Annotated in this window: 13 protein-coding genes and 1 pseudogene; 9 read left to right on the forward strand and 5 right to left on the reverse strand. The window is 71.8% G+C overall.

The window, feature by feature from the left end; all coding sequences use genetic code 11:
- Positions 1-58: 58 nt before the first annotated feature.
- Positions 59-1,372: a hypothetical protein gene (locus OHA03_RS30235; protein WP_267006894.1), complete on the reverse strand. Its 1,314-nt coding sequence runs from the start codon at positions 1,370-1,372 to the stop codon at positions 59-61.
- 284 nt (positions 1,373-1,656) lie between these two features.
- Here OHA03_RS30235 and OHA03_RS30240 point away from each other — a divergent pair, with 284 nt between their 5' ends.
- The 6 genes from OHA03_RS30240 to OHA03_RS30265 all read left to right on the forward strand — a co-directional run bounded on the left by OHA03_RS30240 (position 1,657) and on the right by OHA03_RS30265 (position 7,655).
- Complete coding sequence (locus OHA03_RS30240) at positions 1,657-2,733, forward strand: beta-ketoacyl-ACP synthase 3 (protein WP_267008212.1); 1,077 nt, start codon at positions 1,657-1,659, stop codon at positions 2,731-2,733.
- On the forward strand, positions 2,730-3,959 hold the full coding sequence (locus OHA03_RS30245; protein WP_267006895.1) for a beta-ketoacyl synthase: 1,230 nt from the start codon (positions 2,730-2,732) through the stop codon (positions 3,957-3,959). The genes OHA03_RS30240 and OHA03_RS30245 overlap by 4 nt, the downstream gene beginning before the upstream one ends.
- A 71-nt stretch (positions 3,960-4,030) precedes the next feature.
- A complete protein-coding gene (locus OHA03_RS30250; protein ID WP_267006896.1) occupies positions 4,031-5,896 on the forward strand; it encodes an acyl-CoA dehydrogenase in 1,866 nt (621 codons plus the stop codon).
- Entirely contained in the window at positions 5,893-6,066 is a 174-nt protein-coding gene (locus tag OHA03_RS30255; RefSeq protein ID WP_267006897.1) for a hypothetical protein, read from the forward strand. Before OHA03_RS30250 ends, OHA03_RS30255 begins: the two co-directional genes overlap by 4 nt.
- Positions 6,067-6,156: 90 nt before the next feature.
- Complete coding sequence (locus OHA03_RS30260; protein ID WP_267006898.1) at positions 6,157-6,435, forward strand: acyl carrier protein; 279 nt, start codon at positions 6,157-6,159, stop codon at positions 6,433-6,435.
- Entirely contained in the window at positions 6,432-7,655 is a 1,224-nt protein-coding gene (locus OHA03_RS30265; RefSeq protein ID WP_267006899.1) for a beta-ketoacyl synthase, read from the forward strand. The genes OHA03_RS30260 and OHA03_RS30265 overlap by 4 nt, the downstream gene beginning before the upstream one ends.
- A 333-nt stretch (positions 7,656-7,988) precedes the next feature.
- Here the strand turns inward: OHA03_RS30265 and OHA03_RS30270 are convergent.
- A pseudogene (locus OHA03_RS30270) lies at positions 7,989-8,330 on the reverse strand (PRC-barrel domain-containing protein); the annotation flags it as partial.
- A 544-nt stretch (positions 8,331-8,874) separates the two neighbouring features.
- Here OHA03_RS30270 and OHA03_RS30275 point away from each other — a divergent pair.
- The 3 genes from OHA03_RS30275 to OHA03_RS30285 all read left to right on the forward strand — a co-directional run bounded on the left by OHA03_RS30275 (position 8,875) and on the right by OHA03_RS30285 (position 11,839).
- The gene (locus OHA03_RS30275; RefSeq protein WP_267008213.1) at positions 8,875-10,110 is read left to right on the forward strand and encodes a cytochrome P450; all 1,236 of its coding nucleotides are present in this window, start codon (positions 8,875-8,877) and stop codon (positions 10,108-10,110) included.
- A gap of 135 nt (positions 10,111-10,245) precedes the next feature.
- Positions 10,246-10,875 carry an adenosylcobinamide amidohydrolase gene (locus OHA03_RS30280; protein WP_323181338.1) on the forward strand — a complete coding sequence of 210 codons (630 nt, stop codon included), beginning with the start codon at positions 10,246-10,248 and terminating at the stop codon, positions 10,873-10,875.
- A 55-nt stretch (positions 10,876-10,930) separates the two neighbouring features.
- A complete protein-coding gene (locus OHA03_RS30285; protein ID WP_267006900.1) occupies positions 10,931-11,839 on the forward strand; it encodes an NAD(P)-dependent oxidoreductase in 909 nt (302 codons plus the stop codon).
- Here OHA03_RS30285 and OHA03_RS30290 read toward each other — a convergent pair.
- From OHA03_RS30290 to OHA03_RS30300, 3 genes are all read right to left on the reverse strand, one after another.
- Positions 11,803-12,330: a nuclear transport factor 2 family protein gene (locus OHA03_RS30290; protein WP_267006901.1), complete on the reverse strand. Its 528-nt coding sequence runs from the start codon at positions 12,328-12,330 to the stop codon at positions 11,803-11,805. The genes OHA03_RS30285 and OHA03_RS30290 overlap by 37 nt on opposite strands.
- 63 nt (positions 12,331-12,393) lie before the next feature.
- Positions 12,394-13,647 (reverse strand): sulfite oxidase, encoded by a 1,254-nt coding sequence (locus OHA03_RS30295; RefSeq protein ID WP_267006902.1) that lies wholly within the window; start codon positions 13,645-13,647, stop codon positions 12,394-12,396.
- A 110-nt stretch (positions 13,648-13,757) separates the two neighbouring features.
- Entirely contained in the window at positions 13,758-14,903 is a 1,146-nt protein-coding gene (locus OHA03_RS30300) for a homoserine O-acetyltransferase (RefSeq protein WP_267006903.1), read from the reverse strand.
- Position 14,904 lies beyond the last annotated feature (1 nt).

The following is a 14,904-nucleotide window of genomic DNA, read 5'->3' on the forward strand; positions in this document are numbered from 1 at the left end:
CACACCAGTTCATCGGCGAGCGCCTCGCGGCAGGCGTGAAGCCCGCATTACCCGGTCATCACCCGTGCGCCTGCCCGTGCGGTGCCGGGAGCAGATGGGGTGTGCTGTCGTCGTCGAGGAACTCCACGACCGCGAGGGCGAACAGCGCCGCGATGGCGATCCATACGGTGACCATCGCCGTCGGCCGGTTCCACACGATCAGCACGACGGCGGCCACCACGACGACCGTCCAGTTCAGCGGGTCCTTCGCACGGTGCACCCAGGCGCCGATCGGACCGCCGGTGACCCCGGCCGCGTCGCGTACGGCGCCGATGCCGCCGTGCCACATGGCCTTGACCCGGCCGGCGGCGCGACCCTCGCCGGAGAGCCAGGCGGCGAGAGCCACCACCACGCCCAGGGTGATCACCATCCGGATCCCGGCGCGGAGGTAGCCGACCAGGGCATCGAAAATCGAACCGGCCGCCGGCTGCGACACCGACGCCGGGAGGCTGTCCAGATAGAACGCGCGGAACACCCAGAGCGCCACGCCGAGGACCGCGGCGCCCACCGCGACCGCGAGGGCCGCAGTGACCAGCGCGCGGCGTCGGCGCACGGCGAGCAGTACCCCGCCGGCGGCGAGTACGAGGGTCAGCACCGGCAGCCAGAAACCGACGATCTGCAGCAGCCGGAACCCCTTCTTGGCCTTGCCGATCGCATCGGACGTCAGCACGGTGAAGTCGGTGTGGATCTCGGGGATCTTCGCGGCGATCGTCAGCCCGTGGTCGACCAGGAGCTGCTTCACCCGGTCGATCACCGGGGCGAGATCGATGACGACCGTGTCGTTGGTGAGCTTCACGGCCCCGCCGCCGCTGCCGGTCAGTGCCTTGACGGCTGCCGCGTGGGCGTTCCGGTTGAGGGCGACCCACACCGTCTCGAAGGCGTCGGACGTCACGAACCTGTCCACCGTCCCGTGCACGAAGTTCGAGACCCCGGTGGTGATCGGGCCGCTCAGCCGCCCCAGCGCCTTGTCGACGACCGGCCGGTCCGCGGGGGCCACCTGTTCGAGGAGGGCGTGGACGTCCAGATGCGTCATCACGGCATCGGTGACCCGGTTCGACACCGCGGCCTGCACATCGGGATCGGAGGCCAGGGGCTTCACCATCGCCACATAACGGTCGGTGTCACCGATGTCGTCCCTGGCCCAGGCGGCGACGATGCTCAGCGGGGTGAGGACGGCCGCGACGAGGATCAGCAGCACGGCGAAGAACGAACGGATCCGCGGCCGGGACCGCGCCGGAGTACGCGCCTCCAATTGCGCCATCCGTGCGCGCAGCGCATCCAGCTCGGCGCGGGCGCTGGAGGAATCCAAGTGATCGGGGTCCGGTGTTGCCATGACCCAAGGGGACGCCCTGCGCGTCCGTGCAGCGCGGCGGGTTGCTGCGAAAGGGTGAGCACGAGGGCTCGCGGGGGTACGCGGTTCACGCCCCCGGGCCTCGCGCGCCCCCGTTCGGCCCAGTAGGCGCATCCTCGCCGGGGCGACTGCCGTTCGACAGCCGGCAGGCGTGATCGATCGCGGAATCGGAGCAGCGAGTGGCGAGGGGATACGTACTCGACGGCGGTGGGCAGCCGGATGCGGAGCGGGACGCGGAGCGGCTCACCGGGTCGTTCGCCCGGCCCGTGACCGTGCCCGGCCAGGGTCCCGGCCCGGCCCCCGTACGGACCGCGGTCCTGGAAGCCGTCGCGGGGTGGGTGCCGGGGGAACCGGTGGGCAATGACGCGTTGCCCGCCGCCTGGGGCGTGGACGATGCCTGGGTGCGCGCCCGCACCGGCATCGTCAGCCGCCACCGGGCCGGGGTGGGACTGGCCACCGGGGACGTCGCCTTCGAGGCCGCCCGGCGACTGGTCGGGGACGGCGGTTCGACCGCCGCCGGGCCGGTGGACGCGCTCGTGCTCGCGACCGCCACCCCCGACCATCCCTGCCCCGGCACGGCTCCCGCCCTCGCTGCCCGGCTCGGTCTGGGAACGGTCCCCGCATTCGATCTCGGCGCCGCGTGCAGTGGCTTCGTCTACGGGCTCGCCGTCTGCCGGGGGCTCGTGGCCGCGGGTCTCCACGACCGGGTGCTGCTGGTGGGAGCAGATGTGTACTCGGCCTGGCTGGACCCGGCCGACCGGTCGGCGGGCGTGGTGTTCGGCGACGGGGCCGGGGCGGCACTCGTGGGGGCCGGACGGGCGGGGACCCTCGGTGAGCTGCTCGACTTCGACCTGGGCAGCGACGGCACCGGGTACGATCTGATCACCGTGCCCGGTGGCGGTGCCCGGTCCCGCTCGACGCCGGAGCAGGCCGCCGAGGGCGACGAGTTCTTCCGTATGCAAGGCCCCGCCGTGTACCAGCACGCCGTCGAGCGCATGACGGGATCCTGCCGGGCTCTGCTGGCCAAGGTGGGGTGGGACGCCGCCGATGTCGACCACTTCGTACCGCACCAGGCCAACGCGCGGATTCTGCGGGCGGTGTCCGCCCGCGTCGGCATTGACGCGCGGCGCTGTGTCACGCACCTGGAGCGGGTGGGGAACACGGGCGCCGCATCGATTCCGCTGGCGCTCGCCGACGCAGCCTCCAAGGGCCGGTTCCGGACCGGCGACCAGATCCTGATCACCGCTTTCGGAGGCGGTCTGACCTGGGGGTCCGCCGCTCTTCGCTGGCCGGGAAACCCGCATGAACCACGCACGGAGCGCGACGGAGGAAACAGGACATGACGCAGACTGACACAGGGGTCGCGGTCACAGGAGTGGGGCTGGTGACCCCCGCCGGCGCCGACGAGCACGCCTTCTGGGCGGGGTTGTGCGCGGGACGCTCCATGGCGCGGCGCTGCGACGAACTGGCAGGACTGCCGGTCGACTTCGCCTGCCCGGTCGACGGGATCGACCTGGACCTGGTGGTGGGCGGCCGATCGGTGTGGCGGATGGGACGGTTCGTGAAACTGGCCCTGGTCGCCGCCCGGCAGGCCGTCGCGGACGCCGGACTCTCCCCGGAGGCCTGGGACGGATCCAGGGTCGGAGTGGTGGTCGGCGTCGGTGTCGGCGGAGTGTCCCTGCTCGTCGACAACGTGCGCAAGCTGGACGACGCCGGACCGGAGGGGGTCTCTCCGCTGCTGGTACCGATGATGATCCCGAACGCGGCGGCCGGCGAGGTCGCGATCGAGCTCCGCGCCCAGGGCCCCAGCCTTGCGCCCGCCACCGCCTGCGCCTCCGGGTCCACCGCGATCGCTGTCGCCCGCGACCTGCTGACCAGCGGCCGGTGCGACACCGTGGTGGCGGGCGGGGCGGAGTCCGTGCTGACGCCGCTGGTGGTGGCGGCCTTCGCGAAGATGGGGGCGCTCTCCACCCGGACAAGCGATCCGGCGGGCGCGTCGCGGCCGTTCGCCGCGGACCGGGACGGGTTCGTCCTCGGCGAGGGCGCCGCCATGCTCGTACTGGAGCGGACCGCCGACGCCCGTGCCCGCGGCGGCCGGCTGCGCGCGCTGCTGACCGGCGCGGGCTCCAGTACGGACGCCCGCCACCCCACCGCTCCCGCGCCCGACGGCTGCGGTGCGCAACAGGCGGTGGAGGCGGCGCTGTACGAGGCGGGCTGGACGCCCCGCGATGTCGACCACATCAACGCGCATGGCACGTCCACCCCGCTGAACGACGCGATGGAGACCGAACTCGTCTCCCGGCTCTTCCCACACCGTCCTTCCGTCACCGCCGCGAAGGGAGTGATCGGGCACACCCTCGCCGCTGCCGGTGCGATCGAGGCGGTGGCGACCGTACTGACGCTGGAACACGGCATCGTCCCGCCGATCGCCAACCTGGACGCGCTGCCGGACGGGTGGGACCTCGACTGCGTGACCAAGGAGCCGCGCCGGCAGGACGTCCGGCGGGCCGTCAGCCACTCCTTCGGCTTCGGCGGACACAACGTCGCGCTGGCCTTCGAGCGCGCCTGACCCGTTGTCCCGCCTGTGCAACGGACGGCGAGGAAGTGTGTCCTCGCCGTCCGTTGATCGTTCTGGTAGTCATGACCGCAACGATCGACAGCGTCGGCACCCAGTCCACCGCGGACCTTCTCAAAGGTGTGCTCTTCGGGGGTAACTTCCGCCAGGAGCACGGCCCTTGGCGTCGGCTGATCTCCACGCAGCCGTTCCGCCGCCCGGCCGACCGCACACCCGACGAGCGCCTCTCCCTCGCGTACCAACGGCTGAGGATCCTCAACAGCACCCTCGGCAGCGCCGCCGGAACGGCCGCCGACCCGCGCGCCCTCGCCGCACTTCACGAGTGGATCGGCCCGGTGGACCCGGCGCTCACCACCGTCGCGGGCATCCACTACAACCTCTTCCTCGGCAGCCTCCTCGACCATGACGGCGATACCCGTCGCGATCTGTCGGACTTCCTCCGGCTGCGGCGCATCGGCACCTTCCTCTGTACGGAGGTGGCGCACGGCAATGATGCGGTGGCCGTCGAGACCACCGCGACGTACGACCGCGCACGCGACGGATTCGTCCTGCACACCCCGCACTCCGGGGCGCAGAAGTTCATGCCCAACGCCAGCCCGGCCGGCGGCCCCAAGACCGGACTGGTCGCGGCACGCCTGCTGGCCGACGGCGCCGACCACGGAGTCTTTCTCTTTCTGGTGCCCCTCACCGACGAGGTGCGGCCGCTGCCCGGGGTACGGGTCCGCAGGCTCCCGGCACGCCTGGGCAGCCCGGTCGACCACTGTCTGACCTCATTCGACCAGGTCTTCGTGGAACGCGAGGCGCTGCTCGGCGGCGAGCACGGACGGGTCGGCGACAACGGGGAGTTCAGCAGCGCCATGGGCAACCGCAGGCGTCGCTTCCTCACCTCGATCGGGCGCGTCACGGTCGGCAAGATCTCCATGAGCGCCTGCGCGGTCGGCGCCGCGCGCGCGACGCTGGCCGTCGCGGTCCGCTACGGCGGCCACCGGTACATCTCCGGCCCGCGCGCAGCGCAGCCGGTGCCGGTGATCGCCCACCGCAGCCACCACGGGCCGCTGGCCGAGGCCATGGCCACTGTCTTCGCGATGAGCCTGCTGCACCGCAGAGCCCTCGACCGGTGGGAGGCACAGGGCGGCCCGGGGCCGGGCACGGAGCGGGCCGAGGCGGAGCGGCTGGTCGCCGTGGCGAAGGGGTGGATCACCTGGCGGGCCCGCGCGGTCATCGTCGAATGCCGTGAACGGTGCGGAGCACAGGCGCTGTTGGAGAACAACGGCATGGCCGACCTCGTAGCCGGTGCGGAGGGCGTGATCACCGCCGAGGGAGACAACCTGGCCATCCACGCCAAGGCCGCCGCCGAGATGCTGTTCGCCGCTCCGCGGACCCCGCAGGACAGCACTTCTGATGCCGCGCCCGGAGATCTCGCCGATCCCCGGTTCCTCGGGCGGCTGCACGCGTATGTGGAGGACCTCTGGTTCGCCCGGGCCAGGGCGCGGATGAGCGGCGCCCGGAGTGATGGGCCGCTGGACCGGTGGAACGCGGCGTCCGGGCCGGCACTGCGTGGCGTCGAGGCCCACGCCCACCGGCAGGCGACCGAGGCGTACGCGGACGCGGTCGCCGGACTGCCCGAGGGGCCCGCACGTGATCGACTCGCTGAACTGCAGCGGCTGTTCGCCCTGTGGTGGGTGGCCCGCAACAGCGGCGATCTGCTCGCCGCCGGTCGTCTGACCATCGACCAGGTCAACGCTCTGCCCGACGCCGTCGAAGGGCTCATCGCAGATGTCGCCGCGCATCTGCCCACCCTGATCGAGTCCTTCGCGCTGCCGGAAGAGGTGCTCGCGGACTGGCCCATCGCGCGCGCCGACTACGCCGACGTGTACGACGATCCGGAGGCGGCGTGGCAGAGCGCCGCAGGGACCGAGGGGGAGCGGTGACGGCCCCGCAGGAGCGGGCCGCCGGGCGGACGCGCCGGGTGCGGGAGGCCGCGCAGGCCCTCGGTGTCCGGGCCGTGCTGCTGGCGTACTGGGGCACGACATCCCTCCTCGCCCGGTGCCGCGCGAACGCGCGTACGGGCGTAGGCGAATCGGTTCGCCGCAAGGCGTAACCGGAGGAACGTCATCCCGTTACTTCGGCGTCGGGACGGTGACATTCACCCGGTCCGACGCACCTGCACCACAGAGCGAAGAGGAAGATCATGAGCGCGATTCATCCCGAGATCACCGACGTCCTCATCAGCACCTTCAAGGTGCCTGCTGCCGAGATCCTCCCGGACTCCACCATGGACAGCCTGGAGATGGACTCGCTCGCCGTCGCCGAGTTCGCCGTCATCATCAAGGAGAAGCTGCGTGTCGACGCAGGCTCCGACAGGCTCTACAAGGACGCCACCCTGGCCGACATCACCCGGTTCATCGACGAGACGGTCGGCGGCGTGGCGACGGCGAGCGGCGAGGCAGCGATGAGCAACCCCCGATGAACAGGCCCGCCGTCGTTGTCACCGGCCTGGGGATGATCACCCCGGCCGGCAACGACACCGAATCCACCTGGAACGGGGTCTGCTCCGGGGTCTCGCCCGCCCGCACCGTCCCCGAACTCGAAGGGTGCGAGATCGACTTCGCGTGCACGGTCTCCGGCATCGATCTGGACGAGGCGGTCGGCGGCCGGACGGCCTTCCGGATGGGGAAGTACGTCAAGTTCGCCGTCCTCGCGGCACGGGAGGCGGTCGCGGACGCCGGACTCGACCCGGCCGACTGGGACGGCAGCCGGGTGGCCGTCGTCGTCGGCACCAGCAGCGGAGGGTCCGCCGGCCTGACCGAACAGGCCGTCGCACTCGACCGGCGCGGGCCGGAGGCCACCTCCCCGTCCGGCATCCTGCTCACCATTCCGAACATGCCCGCGGCCGAGATCGCCATCCGGATACGGGCCACGGGTCCCAGCATGGCGCCGTGCACCGCCTGTTCGTCCGGGGCCACCGCGCTCTCCGTGGCCCGGGACCTGCTGGTCACCGGCCAGTGCGACATCGCGATCGCCGGCGCCACCGAGTCCATCGTCTTCCCGGTCGCCATGACCGGCTTCGCCCGGTCCGGCGCCGCCGCCCGCAGGGACGGCGACCCGGCCCGTCTCTGCCGGCCGTTCGCGGCCGATCGTGCCGGACTCGTCATGGGCGAGGGTGCCGCCCTCATGGTGCTGGAGCGGGCGGACGACGCCCGGGCTCGGGGGGCGGCGCCGAGAGCACTGCTCGCAGGCACGGGGGCCACCACCGACGCCCACCATCCCACCAGCCCGCATCCGTCCGGCGCCGTCGCCCGGGCTGCCGTCGAGGCGGCACTGCGCGACGCGGGCTGGCGGGCCGAGGACGTCGAACACGTCAACGCGCACGGCACGTCGACACCGCTGGGCGATGCCACCGAAGCCGCCCTCATCGGCTGGGTATATCCGCACCGGCCGCCCGTCACCGCTCCCAAGGGCGTGCTGGGCCACTGCATGGGGGCAGCCGGAGCCATCGAGGCCGGGCTGACGATCCTTACGCTCCAGCACGGAGTCGTACCACCGATCGCCAATCTGGACGCCCCGGCACCCGAGTTCGACATCGACTGCGTCACCAAGGCGCCTCTCCTGCAGCCGGTCCGCCGCGCCGTCAGCCACTCCTTCGGGTTCGGCGGCCACAACGCCGTGATCGCCCTCCAGCGCCCGTAGACCTTGCGGCACTACGGCTGCGCCATGTGGAACTGGCGGAAGGCATCGTCGGACGCGACGTCGTAGCCGGCGCGGTAGCCGTTCCGGAACACGGTGACGGTCACGGCGGGCGCGGCCGGGGGTGTCAGATCGTCCGGCTCCGAAGCTGTCAGCCACCACCGGGCGGCGCGCCACCGTCAGGCGAGCCGCCATGGTGCGCGGCGTCCCCCGGGCATGACAGCGGCATGACCGGGCCGGCCCGCGGCACTCGGCACGGTGTGGGTCCGGCCCTCGCCTCTACGGCCCTCGCCTCTCTCCGGTCCTCGCCTCTACGGCACCGCACGCGCCAGATCACCGAGCCTGGCCTCCGAGCCTCCCGGTGAGGTCGTAGTGCCGATAGAGCTCCTCCTCCTCGGCCACGGAGAGATGTGCGTCCGCGTCCACCTTGGGGGCGTCCTTGACGCTGTCCTTCGGATGCTTGATGTACAGGTCGGAGCCCACTTTGCGGGCCCCGCGGAGCGGCACGAAGCTCTCCTTCATACCGAACAGGCCGGTTCTCACCGTGATCCAGTCCGGTCGCCCGGTGTCGTCGTCGACATACACCCGCCCCACGCTGCCCACCTTCTCGCCCGCGGTGTCGTACACCGTCAGGCCGTCGAGCTCTCCGGGATCCGTGAAATCGTCAGGGGCTGCCATGACCGATTCCTCCTCGCCCGGGCGCGTCCGTGGGCGGGCCCACCGGGGAAGGCGCGTCCGGACTCCATCGCGCCTCACCCGGACGGACGGTGCAACCTCCCGGCGCGGAGAGGGCCGTCCGCTGCGTCCCCGGGGGCGCAGTGCGACACCGATGGGGCCCCGCCCCGCGCGCTGGGCCATTCGGGTGAGAATCCGCAGGGCCGCAAGGGGTCCGTGAAGTTCGGACACACGCCCGGGACGGACCTCGCTCGGGTCTCAAGTACGCATGGTCCGCGTGGGCGGAGCGATCTCGACGAGGGTGGCCGCGCCCGCCACCGGTCTGCGAAGGCATCCGTCTCCGCGTTCATGACCCCGTTCCGCCCGCACACAGAACAGCCGCCCGTCCGCCCGACCAACCCTCGTTCCGGGTGCGTTGACCGTAGGATCGGCATCCCGCCATCGGCCGCCCCGAACGGCTGCGCCAGCCGCCGGTCCGGAGCCGACGACCGTCAGGAGAGGCCCGTTGAACATCCCGCCGATACCGGGGCAGGACACCGCGCACCGCATGGATCCGGCCGGCGGGTGCCCGCATGCCGACAATGCCCGGCTGCTCGCCCGGGGCGCCGTGGCATCCCTCGTGCTGCCGGGCGATGTGCCGGGGATGGCGGTGCTCGGGCACGACGCCCTGAAGGAGTTTCTCGCCCACCCCGATGTCGCAAAGGACGCACGCCACTTCACCGCGCTGGCCGAAGGACGGATCCCCGACGGCTGGCCGCTGCGGACCTTCGCCACCGTGCAGGGCATGACCACCGCCGATGACGGGGACCACCGGCGGCTGCGTGGGCTGGTGAGCAAGGCGTTCACCGCCCGGCGGGTGGAAGCGCTCCGGCCGCGCATCGAGACCCTGACCGCCGAGCTGCTCGACCGGATCGACGCGGCAGCCGAGGAGGGGGACGGGACGGTGGACCTGCGCGCCGGGTTCGCGATGCCCCTGCCGATGGGCGTCATCTGCGAGCTCCTCGGCATCGACGGCCGGTACCAGGACCGCCTGCACCATCTGTCGAACCAGATCGTCGCCACCGACATCGGGCCCGTCGAGGCCATGGCCGCCAACCGGGAGTTGGTGGAACTGCTGAGCACCGTCGCCGCAGCCCGCGCCGAGCAGCCCGGCGACGACCTCACCAGCGCGCTGATCGCAGCCCGCGACGACGGAGGAGACCGGCTCGGCCGGCACGAACTCATCGGCACCCTGCTCCTGATGATCATCGCCGGTCATGAGACCACGCTGAACCTCGTCACCAATGCCGTACGTGCGCTGTGCACCCACCGGGACCAGCTCGACCTGGTCACCACGGGCCGCGCGGGATGGGCCGACGTCGTGGAGGAGACACTGCGTTGGGACAGCCCGGTCAGCTACTTCCCGTTCCGCTATCCGACCCGCGACCTGACCCTCGACGGGACCGTCATCCCACAGGGCACCCCCGTACTCGCCGGATACTCGGCCGCCGGACGCGACACGTCCGTGCACGGCCCCGACGCCGACCGCTTCGACGTCACCCGGCCGGCCAGGACGACGGGGGCCCGCCACCTCTCCCTCGGCCACGGGCCGCACTACTGCCTGGGAGCGCCACTCGCCCGGATGGAGGCGACGATCGCGCTGGAGCAACTGTTCCGCCGCTTCCCGGAGCTGGACGTCACCGTGCCCGACGAGAAACTGGTGCGCCATGCCAGCTTTGTCGGCAACAGCGTGCGCACACTGCCGGTACGGCTCCGCCCGGACACGGTCTCCGCCGCGGGCTGAGGCCGGACACCGCACGCAGCGCTGCGACCCGCGCCCCATATGATCGACAGGTCGTTGCCGACCGTCGTCCTTCTGTGCCACCGGGAGTGCACCATTCGTTCCGTACTCGTCCGCCCGCCCGGACAGCGCGTCGAGCTGCTGGCCCGGCAGGAGGACGGCCTCGCCCTGCACCATCTCGTCTGGCGGCTCGGACCCGGCTGGCGGGTGTGCAGCAGCGCCGTGCTCGGCGGCGGCATCGGTCCGCGCGCATGGATCCTCAACGCACAGGTTCCCGGCGGCTATCCGCGGCTCGACCCCGATGCCCATCTCGCCGAGATCGCCGCCGCGGAGGATCTCACCGGACCGGGTGCCGCGCTGATGACGGCGGCAGATGTCACCGCGTACACGGTCGCCGCCGACGAGGGCGTGACCGCCACCGTGACCAGCGGTCTCGGAGTACGGGGCTGGGCCGCCGACCCGGCCGCCGGAACCGACGGACCACCGCCGCCGGGCACAGTCAATATCGTCGTCACGGTCCCCGTGGCTCTCTCCGATGCCGCACTGGTCAACGCGGTCGCGACCGCCACCGAGGCGAAGGTGCAGGCGCTCCTGGACGCCGGACTCGACTGCTCCGGCACCCCGACGGACGCTGTGTGCATCGCCGCACCCGAACCCGGACCGGGGGCCGCGGCGCAGCCGTTCGCGGGCCCGCGGTCGCGGTGGGGATCGCGACTCGCCAGAGCAGTGCACAGTGCCGTGCTCGACGGCGCATTGCGGCAACCTTGACCTCTCACCGCCCCGCGCCGGCGCGGGGCGCGGCCGACGAAGGGACCACGCTCTCATGACGTCCACACCTGTCCACGTCACCCGTAAGCGGCCGACCGTGGCCGTCCTCGGCACCGGGATCATGGGATCAGGGATGGCGCGAAGCCTGCTCCGGGCGGGACTCGGCGTCCGCGCCTGGAACCGTACGCAGTCCAAGGCGGCTCCTCTCGCCGCCGACGGCGCGACAGTCACCGAAACGGCGGAGGAAGCCGTACGGGGCGCCGATGTCATCGTGACCATGCTCAACGACGGCCTGTCCGTCGCCGCCGCGCTCACCGCTGCCGCGTCGGGCGTGCACGGCGGTCAGATCCTGCTGCAGAGCTCCACCGTCGGACCCGACGCCACCGCTGATCTCGCCCAGCGGGCAGCAGACTTGGGACTCGTCTATCTCGACGCCCCGGTCGCCGGAACCAAGCAGCCCGCAGAACAGGGCGCGTTGACGGTCTTCGTCTCCGGCCCGTCCGCCGTCCGGCCGTCGGTGGAACCGGTGTTGGATGCGATCGGGCAGCGCACGGTCTGGGTCGGAGAGGCCCCTGGTGAGGCCTCGCGACTGAAGCTCGTGGTCAACACCTGGGTGATCAACATGGTGGGCAGCATTGCCGAATGCCTCAATCTTGCCGAGGGACTGGGCGTCGACCCGCAGTCGTTCCTCGACGTGATGAAGGGCGGCCCGCTGGACTCCGCCTACCTCCAGGGCAAGTCCGCGGCGGTCCTTTCCGGCGACCTCACCCCCAGCTTCGCCCTGTCCACCGCGCTCAAGGACACCCGCCTCATCCTCGAAGCCGCCGGACGGTCCGGGGTGATCCTTGACCTGGTCGCCGCGTCGGCGGACCGGTTCGAGCGCGCGGAGGCGGCCGGCCACGGCGGTGAGGACATGATCGCCACCTACTACGCGGGCCGTCCGGCGGAGAAGGCCGACGACTGACCGTCGACGACCGTGACGGGAGCCGGGGTCACGCGCTCCGTGGCCCCGCCGAACGCGAGGAACGTGGTGCGTGAGGCGAGCAGCCAGACTCCGTCGACCTTGCGGAACGTGTCCTCGTAGTGTCCGATGTTGGCGGGCAGCCTGGGCAACGGCAGGCTGTCGCTCGTCCCGTCGATCCGATAGGTCGCGAAGTACGTCGTCGACGACGCGGTCGTCGCCGAGTCCACTGTGACGAGGATGTTCGTACACATCCGCCGTGACAGCCGGTCTGCCGGCCGGCCGCCGAAGTAGTCACGCAGCGCCTCGCGCCCCACGATGCGGCGCTCGCCGCCGGGCCATTCCCATGTGCCGTCGGCGGTGAACAGCTCGGCGACCGTTCCCGGTTCTCCGAGGTCGAGCCGGCGGACGAACTCGATGACGAGACGTTCGCAGGCTCGCTCGGCGAGCAGCAGTTCCAACTGGTCAAGGGAAGTGCGAGAGTTGTTCGACATCCCGAAGTCGTATCAGTCCGGGTCGCGGCCGTGCCAGAGCATTTCTGCCGGGCGCCCCGCCCGTCAGACGACGTGTACCCCGTGTCGTACGACCGCGTCGAAGAGATAGCCCTGTGTGTTGTGGACCGCGACGTCCGGCTGCGTACGGCCCGTCCGGTCCGTCGCCCGCGCCAGCAGGACCGCCGGACCCCGCTCCTTCGGCAGCCAGTCGGCCGACCAGCGGACCCAGCTCCCACTGCGCGGCTCGTCGCGCAGTCGGGCGCGCCGCCATCGGGCGCCGCCGTCGGTGCTGACCTCGACGGTACGCACCGGGGCCCCGCCCGACCAGGAACGTCCCGTGAGCACCTGGCGCCGATGCACGGGAACCGACACGCCGGGTGCCAGTTCGAACGCGCTCTTCAGCGTCTGCCGGGTCAGCGGCGCGCTGCCCTCCGGCGGGTACGCGGGGCCGAACAGCCGGTAGAGACCGGTGTTCCACGGGGAGAGCAGGGGTTCTGCACTCACCTCGATGTCGCCGACCCACTTGATGTTCGCGATACCGACCCAGGACGGCACGATCAGGCGCACCGGATACCCGTGGTCGGGCGGCAGAGGCTCGCCGTTCATCTCGTACGCGAGAACCACATCGTCCAGCGCTTTCGCGACGGGCAGAGGCCGCCGCACCCGTCCCAGGTTCGTCCCGTCGCTGACGACCTCGTTGTCGAGTCCGCGCGGCAACACGTCGACCGCGTTCCTGCCGATGCCCGCCTGCCGCAGTACATCTGCCAGCCGCACCCCGCGCCAGCGGGCCGTACCGATCGCGCCCAGGGTCCATGCGGTGCCGCTGACCTGCTGGTTCTGCTGCGTCGAGTAGAAGCTGCGGGCGTTCCCCGCGCATTCGACGAACGCGGTGCGGGTGACGGACGGCAGGGCGCGCAGCTGGTCGTACGTGAAGTCCACGGCCGGGCCCGTCAGTCCGCTGCCCCATACGGTGAGCCGCCAGCCGGCTGCGTCGATCCTTGGTGTGACGGTGTGGTTGCGTACGAAGAAACGGTCGGCCGGAGTGAGCAGGCCGGTGGATCGCAGCGCTGCGAAGTTGGTCTCGGCATTGGTGCCGCGAACGGTGAAGAGCTCGGGTGGCAGCGGCTTCACGATGCCGGGGGCGGGTGAGTCGGCCGCCCGGGCGGGAGCCGCTGCCACAAGACCGGTCACCGATGCGGCGGCCACGAACCTCAGCAGATCACGGCGCTCGATCCCGGCGGACCGGGCGACCCCGCGCGACCACTGGCGCAGTCGCATCCGGTCGTACGCGGCCTCGGACGGCGGAACGGATCTCATGAACACTCCAGGGTGGGGAGACAACAACTGGGCTGGCACAGCGGCGGGATGCAGTGGGGGCAGGATGTCGCACGGCCGGGATCTCAGGGCGACTCCCGGCCGTCGGTGGATCAGGTGAGCAACTCCCGTACCAGAGCGTCCACCTGGCCCGTCTCGATCAGGAAGCCGTCGTGTCCGTAGGGCGACTCCATGATTCTGAGCCGGTCCGCGCCGGGCAGGAGCGCCGCCAACTCCGCCTGCTGCGCGAGCGGGTAGAGGCGGTCGGAGTCGACGCCTGCGACCAGGGCGGGCATCCGGGCACGGCGCAGCGCCTGCGCGATACCACCGCGGCCCCGGCCGACATCGTGCCCGTTCATTGCCGCCGTGAGTGTCACGTAACTGCCCGCGTCGAAGCGTTGCACCAGCTTGGCCGCGTGATGGTCGAGATATGACTCCACCTGGTAGCGCCCGCCCCGCCGCGGGTCCTCGCCGGTCTGGGCCTGCCTGCCGAACCGGGCACCGAGCTCCGGCTCGCTGCGGTAGGTGACATGGGCGATCCGCCGGGCCAGTCCGAGGCCATGGTGCGGACCGCTGCCCGCCGACGCCGCGTGGTAATTGCCGCCTCGCCACCCGGTGTCGGTGCGGATCGCGGAGATCTGTACGGCCCCCCAGGCGATCTGCTCCGCCGAAGCGGCCGCCGGAGCGGCCAGCACCAGCAACGATCCGGTGCGCTCCGGCCGGCTCACCGCCCATTCGAGCGCCCGCATTCCGCCCATCGATCCGCCGATCACCGCCGCCCACCGTCCGATACCGAGCTCGTCGGCCAACTCGGCCTCGACCGTGACCTGATCACGGACCGTCAGATCGGGGAAAGCGCTACCCCAGGGAGCGCCGCCCGGACGCCGTGACGACGGGCCGGTGCTGCCCTGACAGCCACCCAGAACATTCGGGGCGACGACGAACCAGCGGTCGGTGTCCAGCGCTCTTCCCGGACCGATCAGCACATCCCACCAGCCCGCTGTCGGATGCCCGGGTCCGGCAGGTCCGGCCACATGGCTGTCACCGGTCAGCGCATGCAGCACCAGTACCGCGTTGGCGCCGTCCGTAGCCAGGCTCCCCCAGGTCTCGTACGCCAGTCGCACACCCGGCAGCGAGCTGCCGGACTCCAGCGCCGCCGGCCGTCGCAGCGTCACCCAGCTGCGGCGGCCCGGCGGATCCCCCTCCTGCCAGCCTCCGGTGGCCGGCGGGAGGGGGAGTGCGAGGGGCGAAGTGACCATC

Source organism: Streptomyces sp. NBC_00154, from assembly GCF_026342835.1.
Taxonomy (GTDB): Bacteria; Actinomycetota; Actinomycetes; order Streptomycetales; family Streptomycetaceae; genus Streptomyces.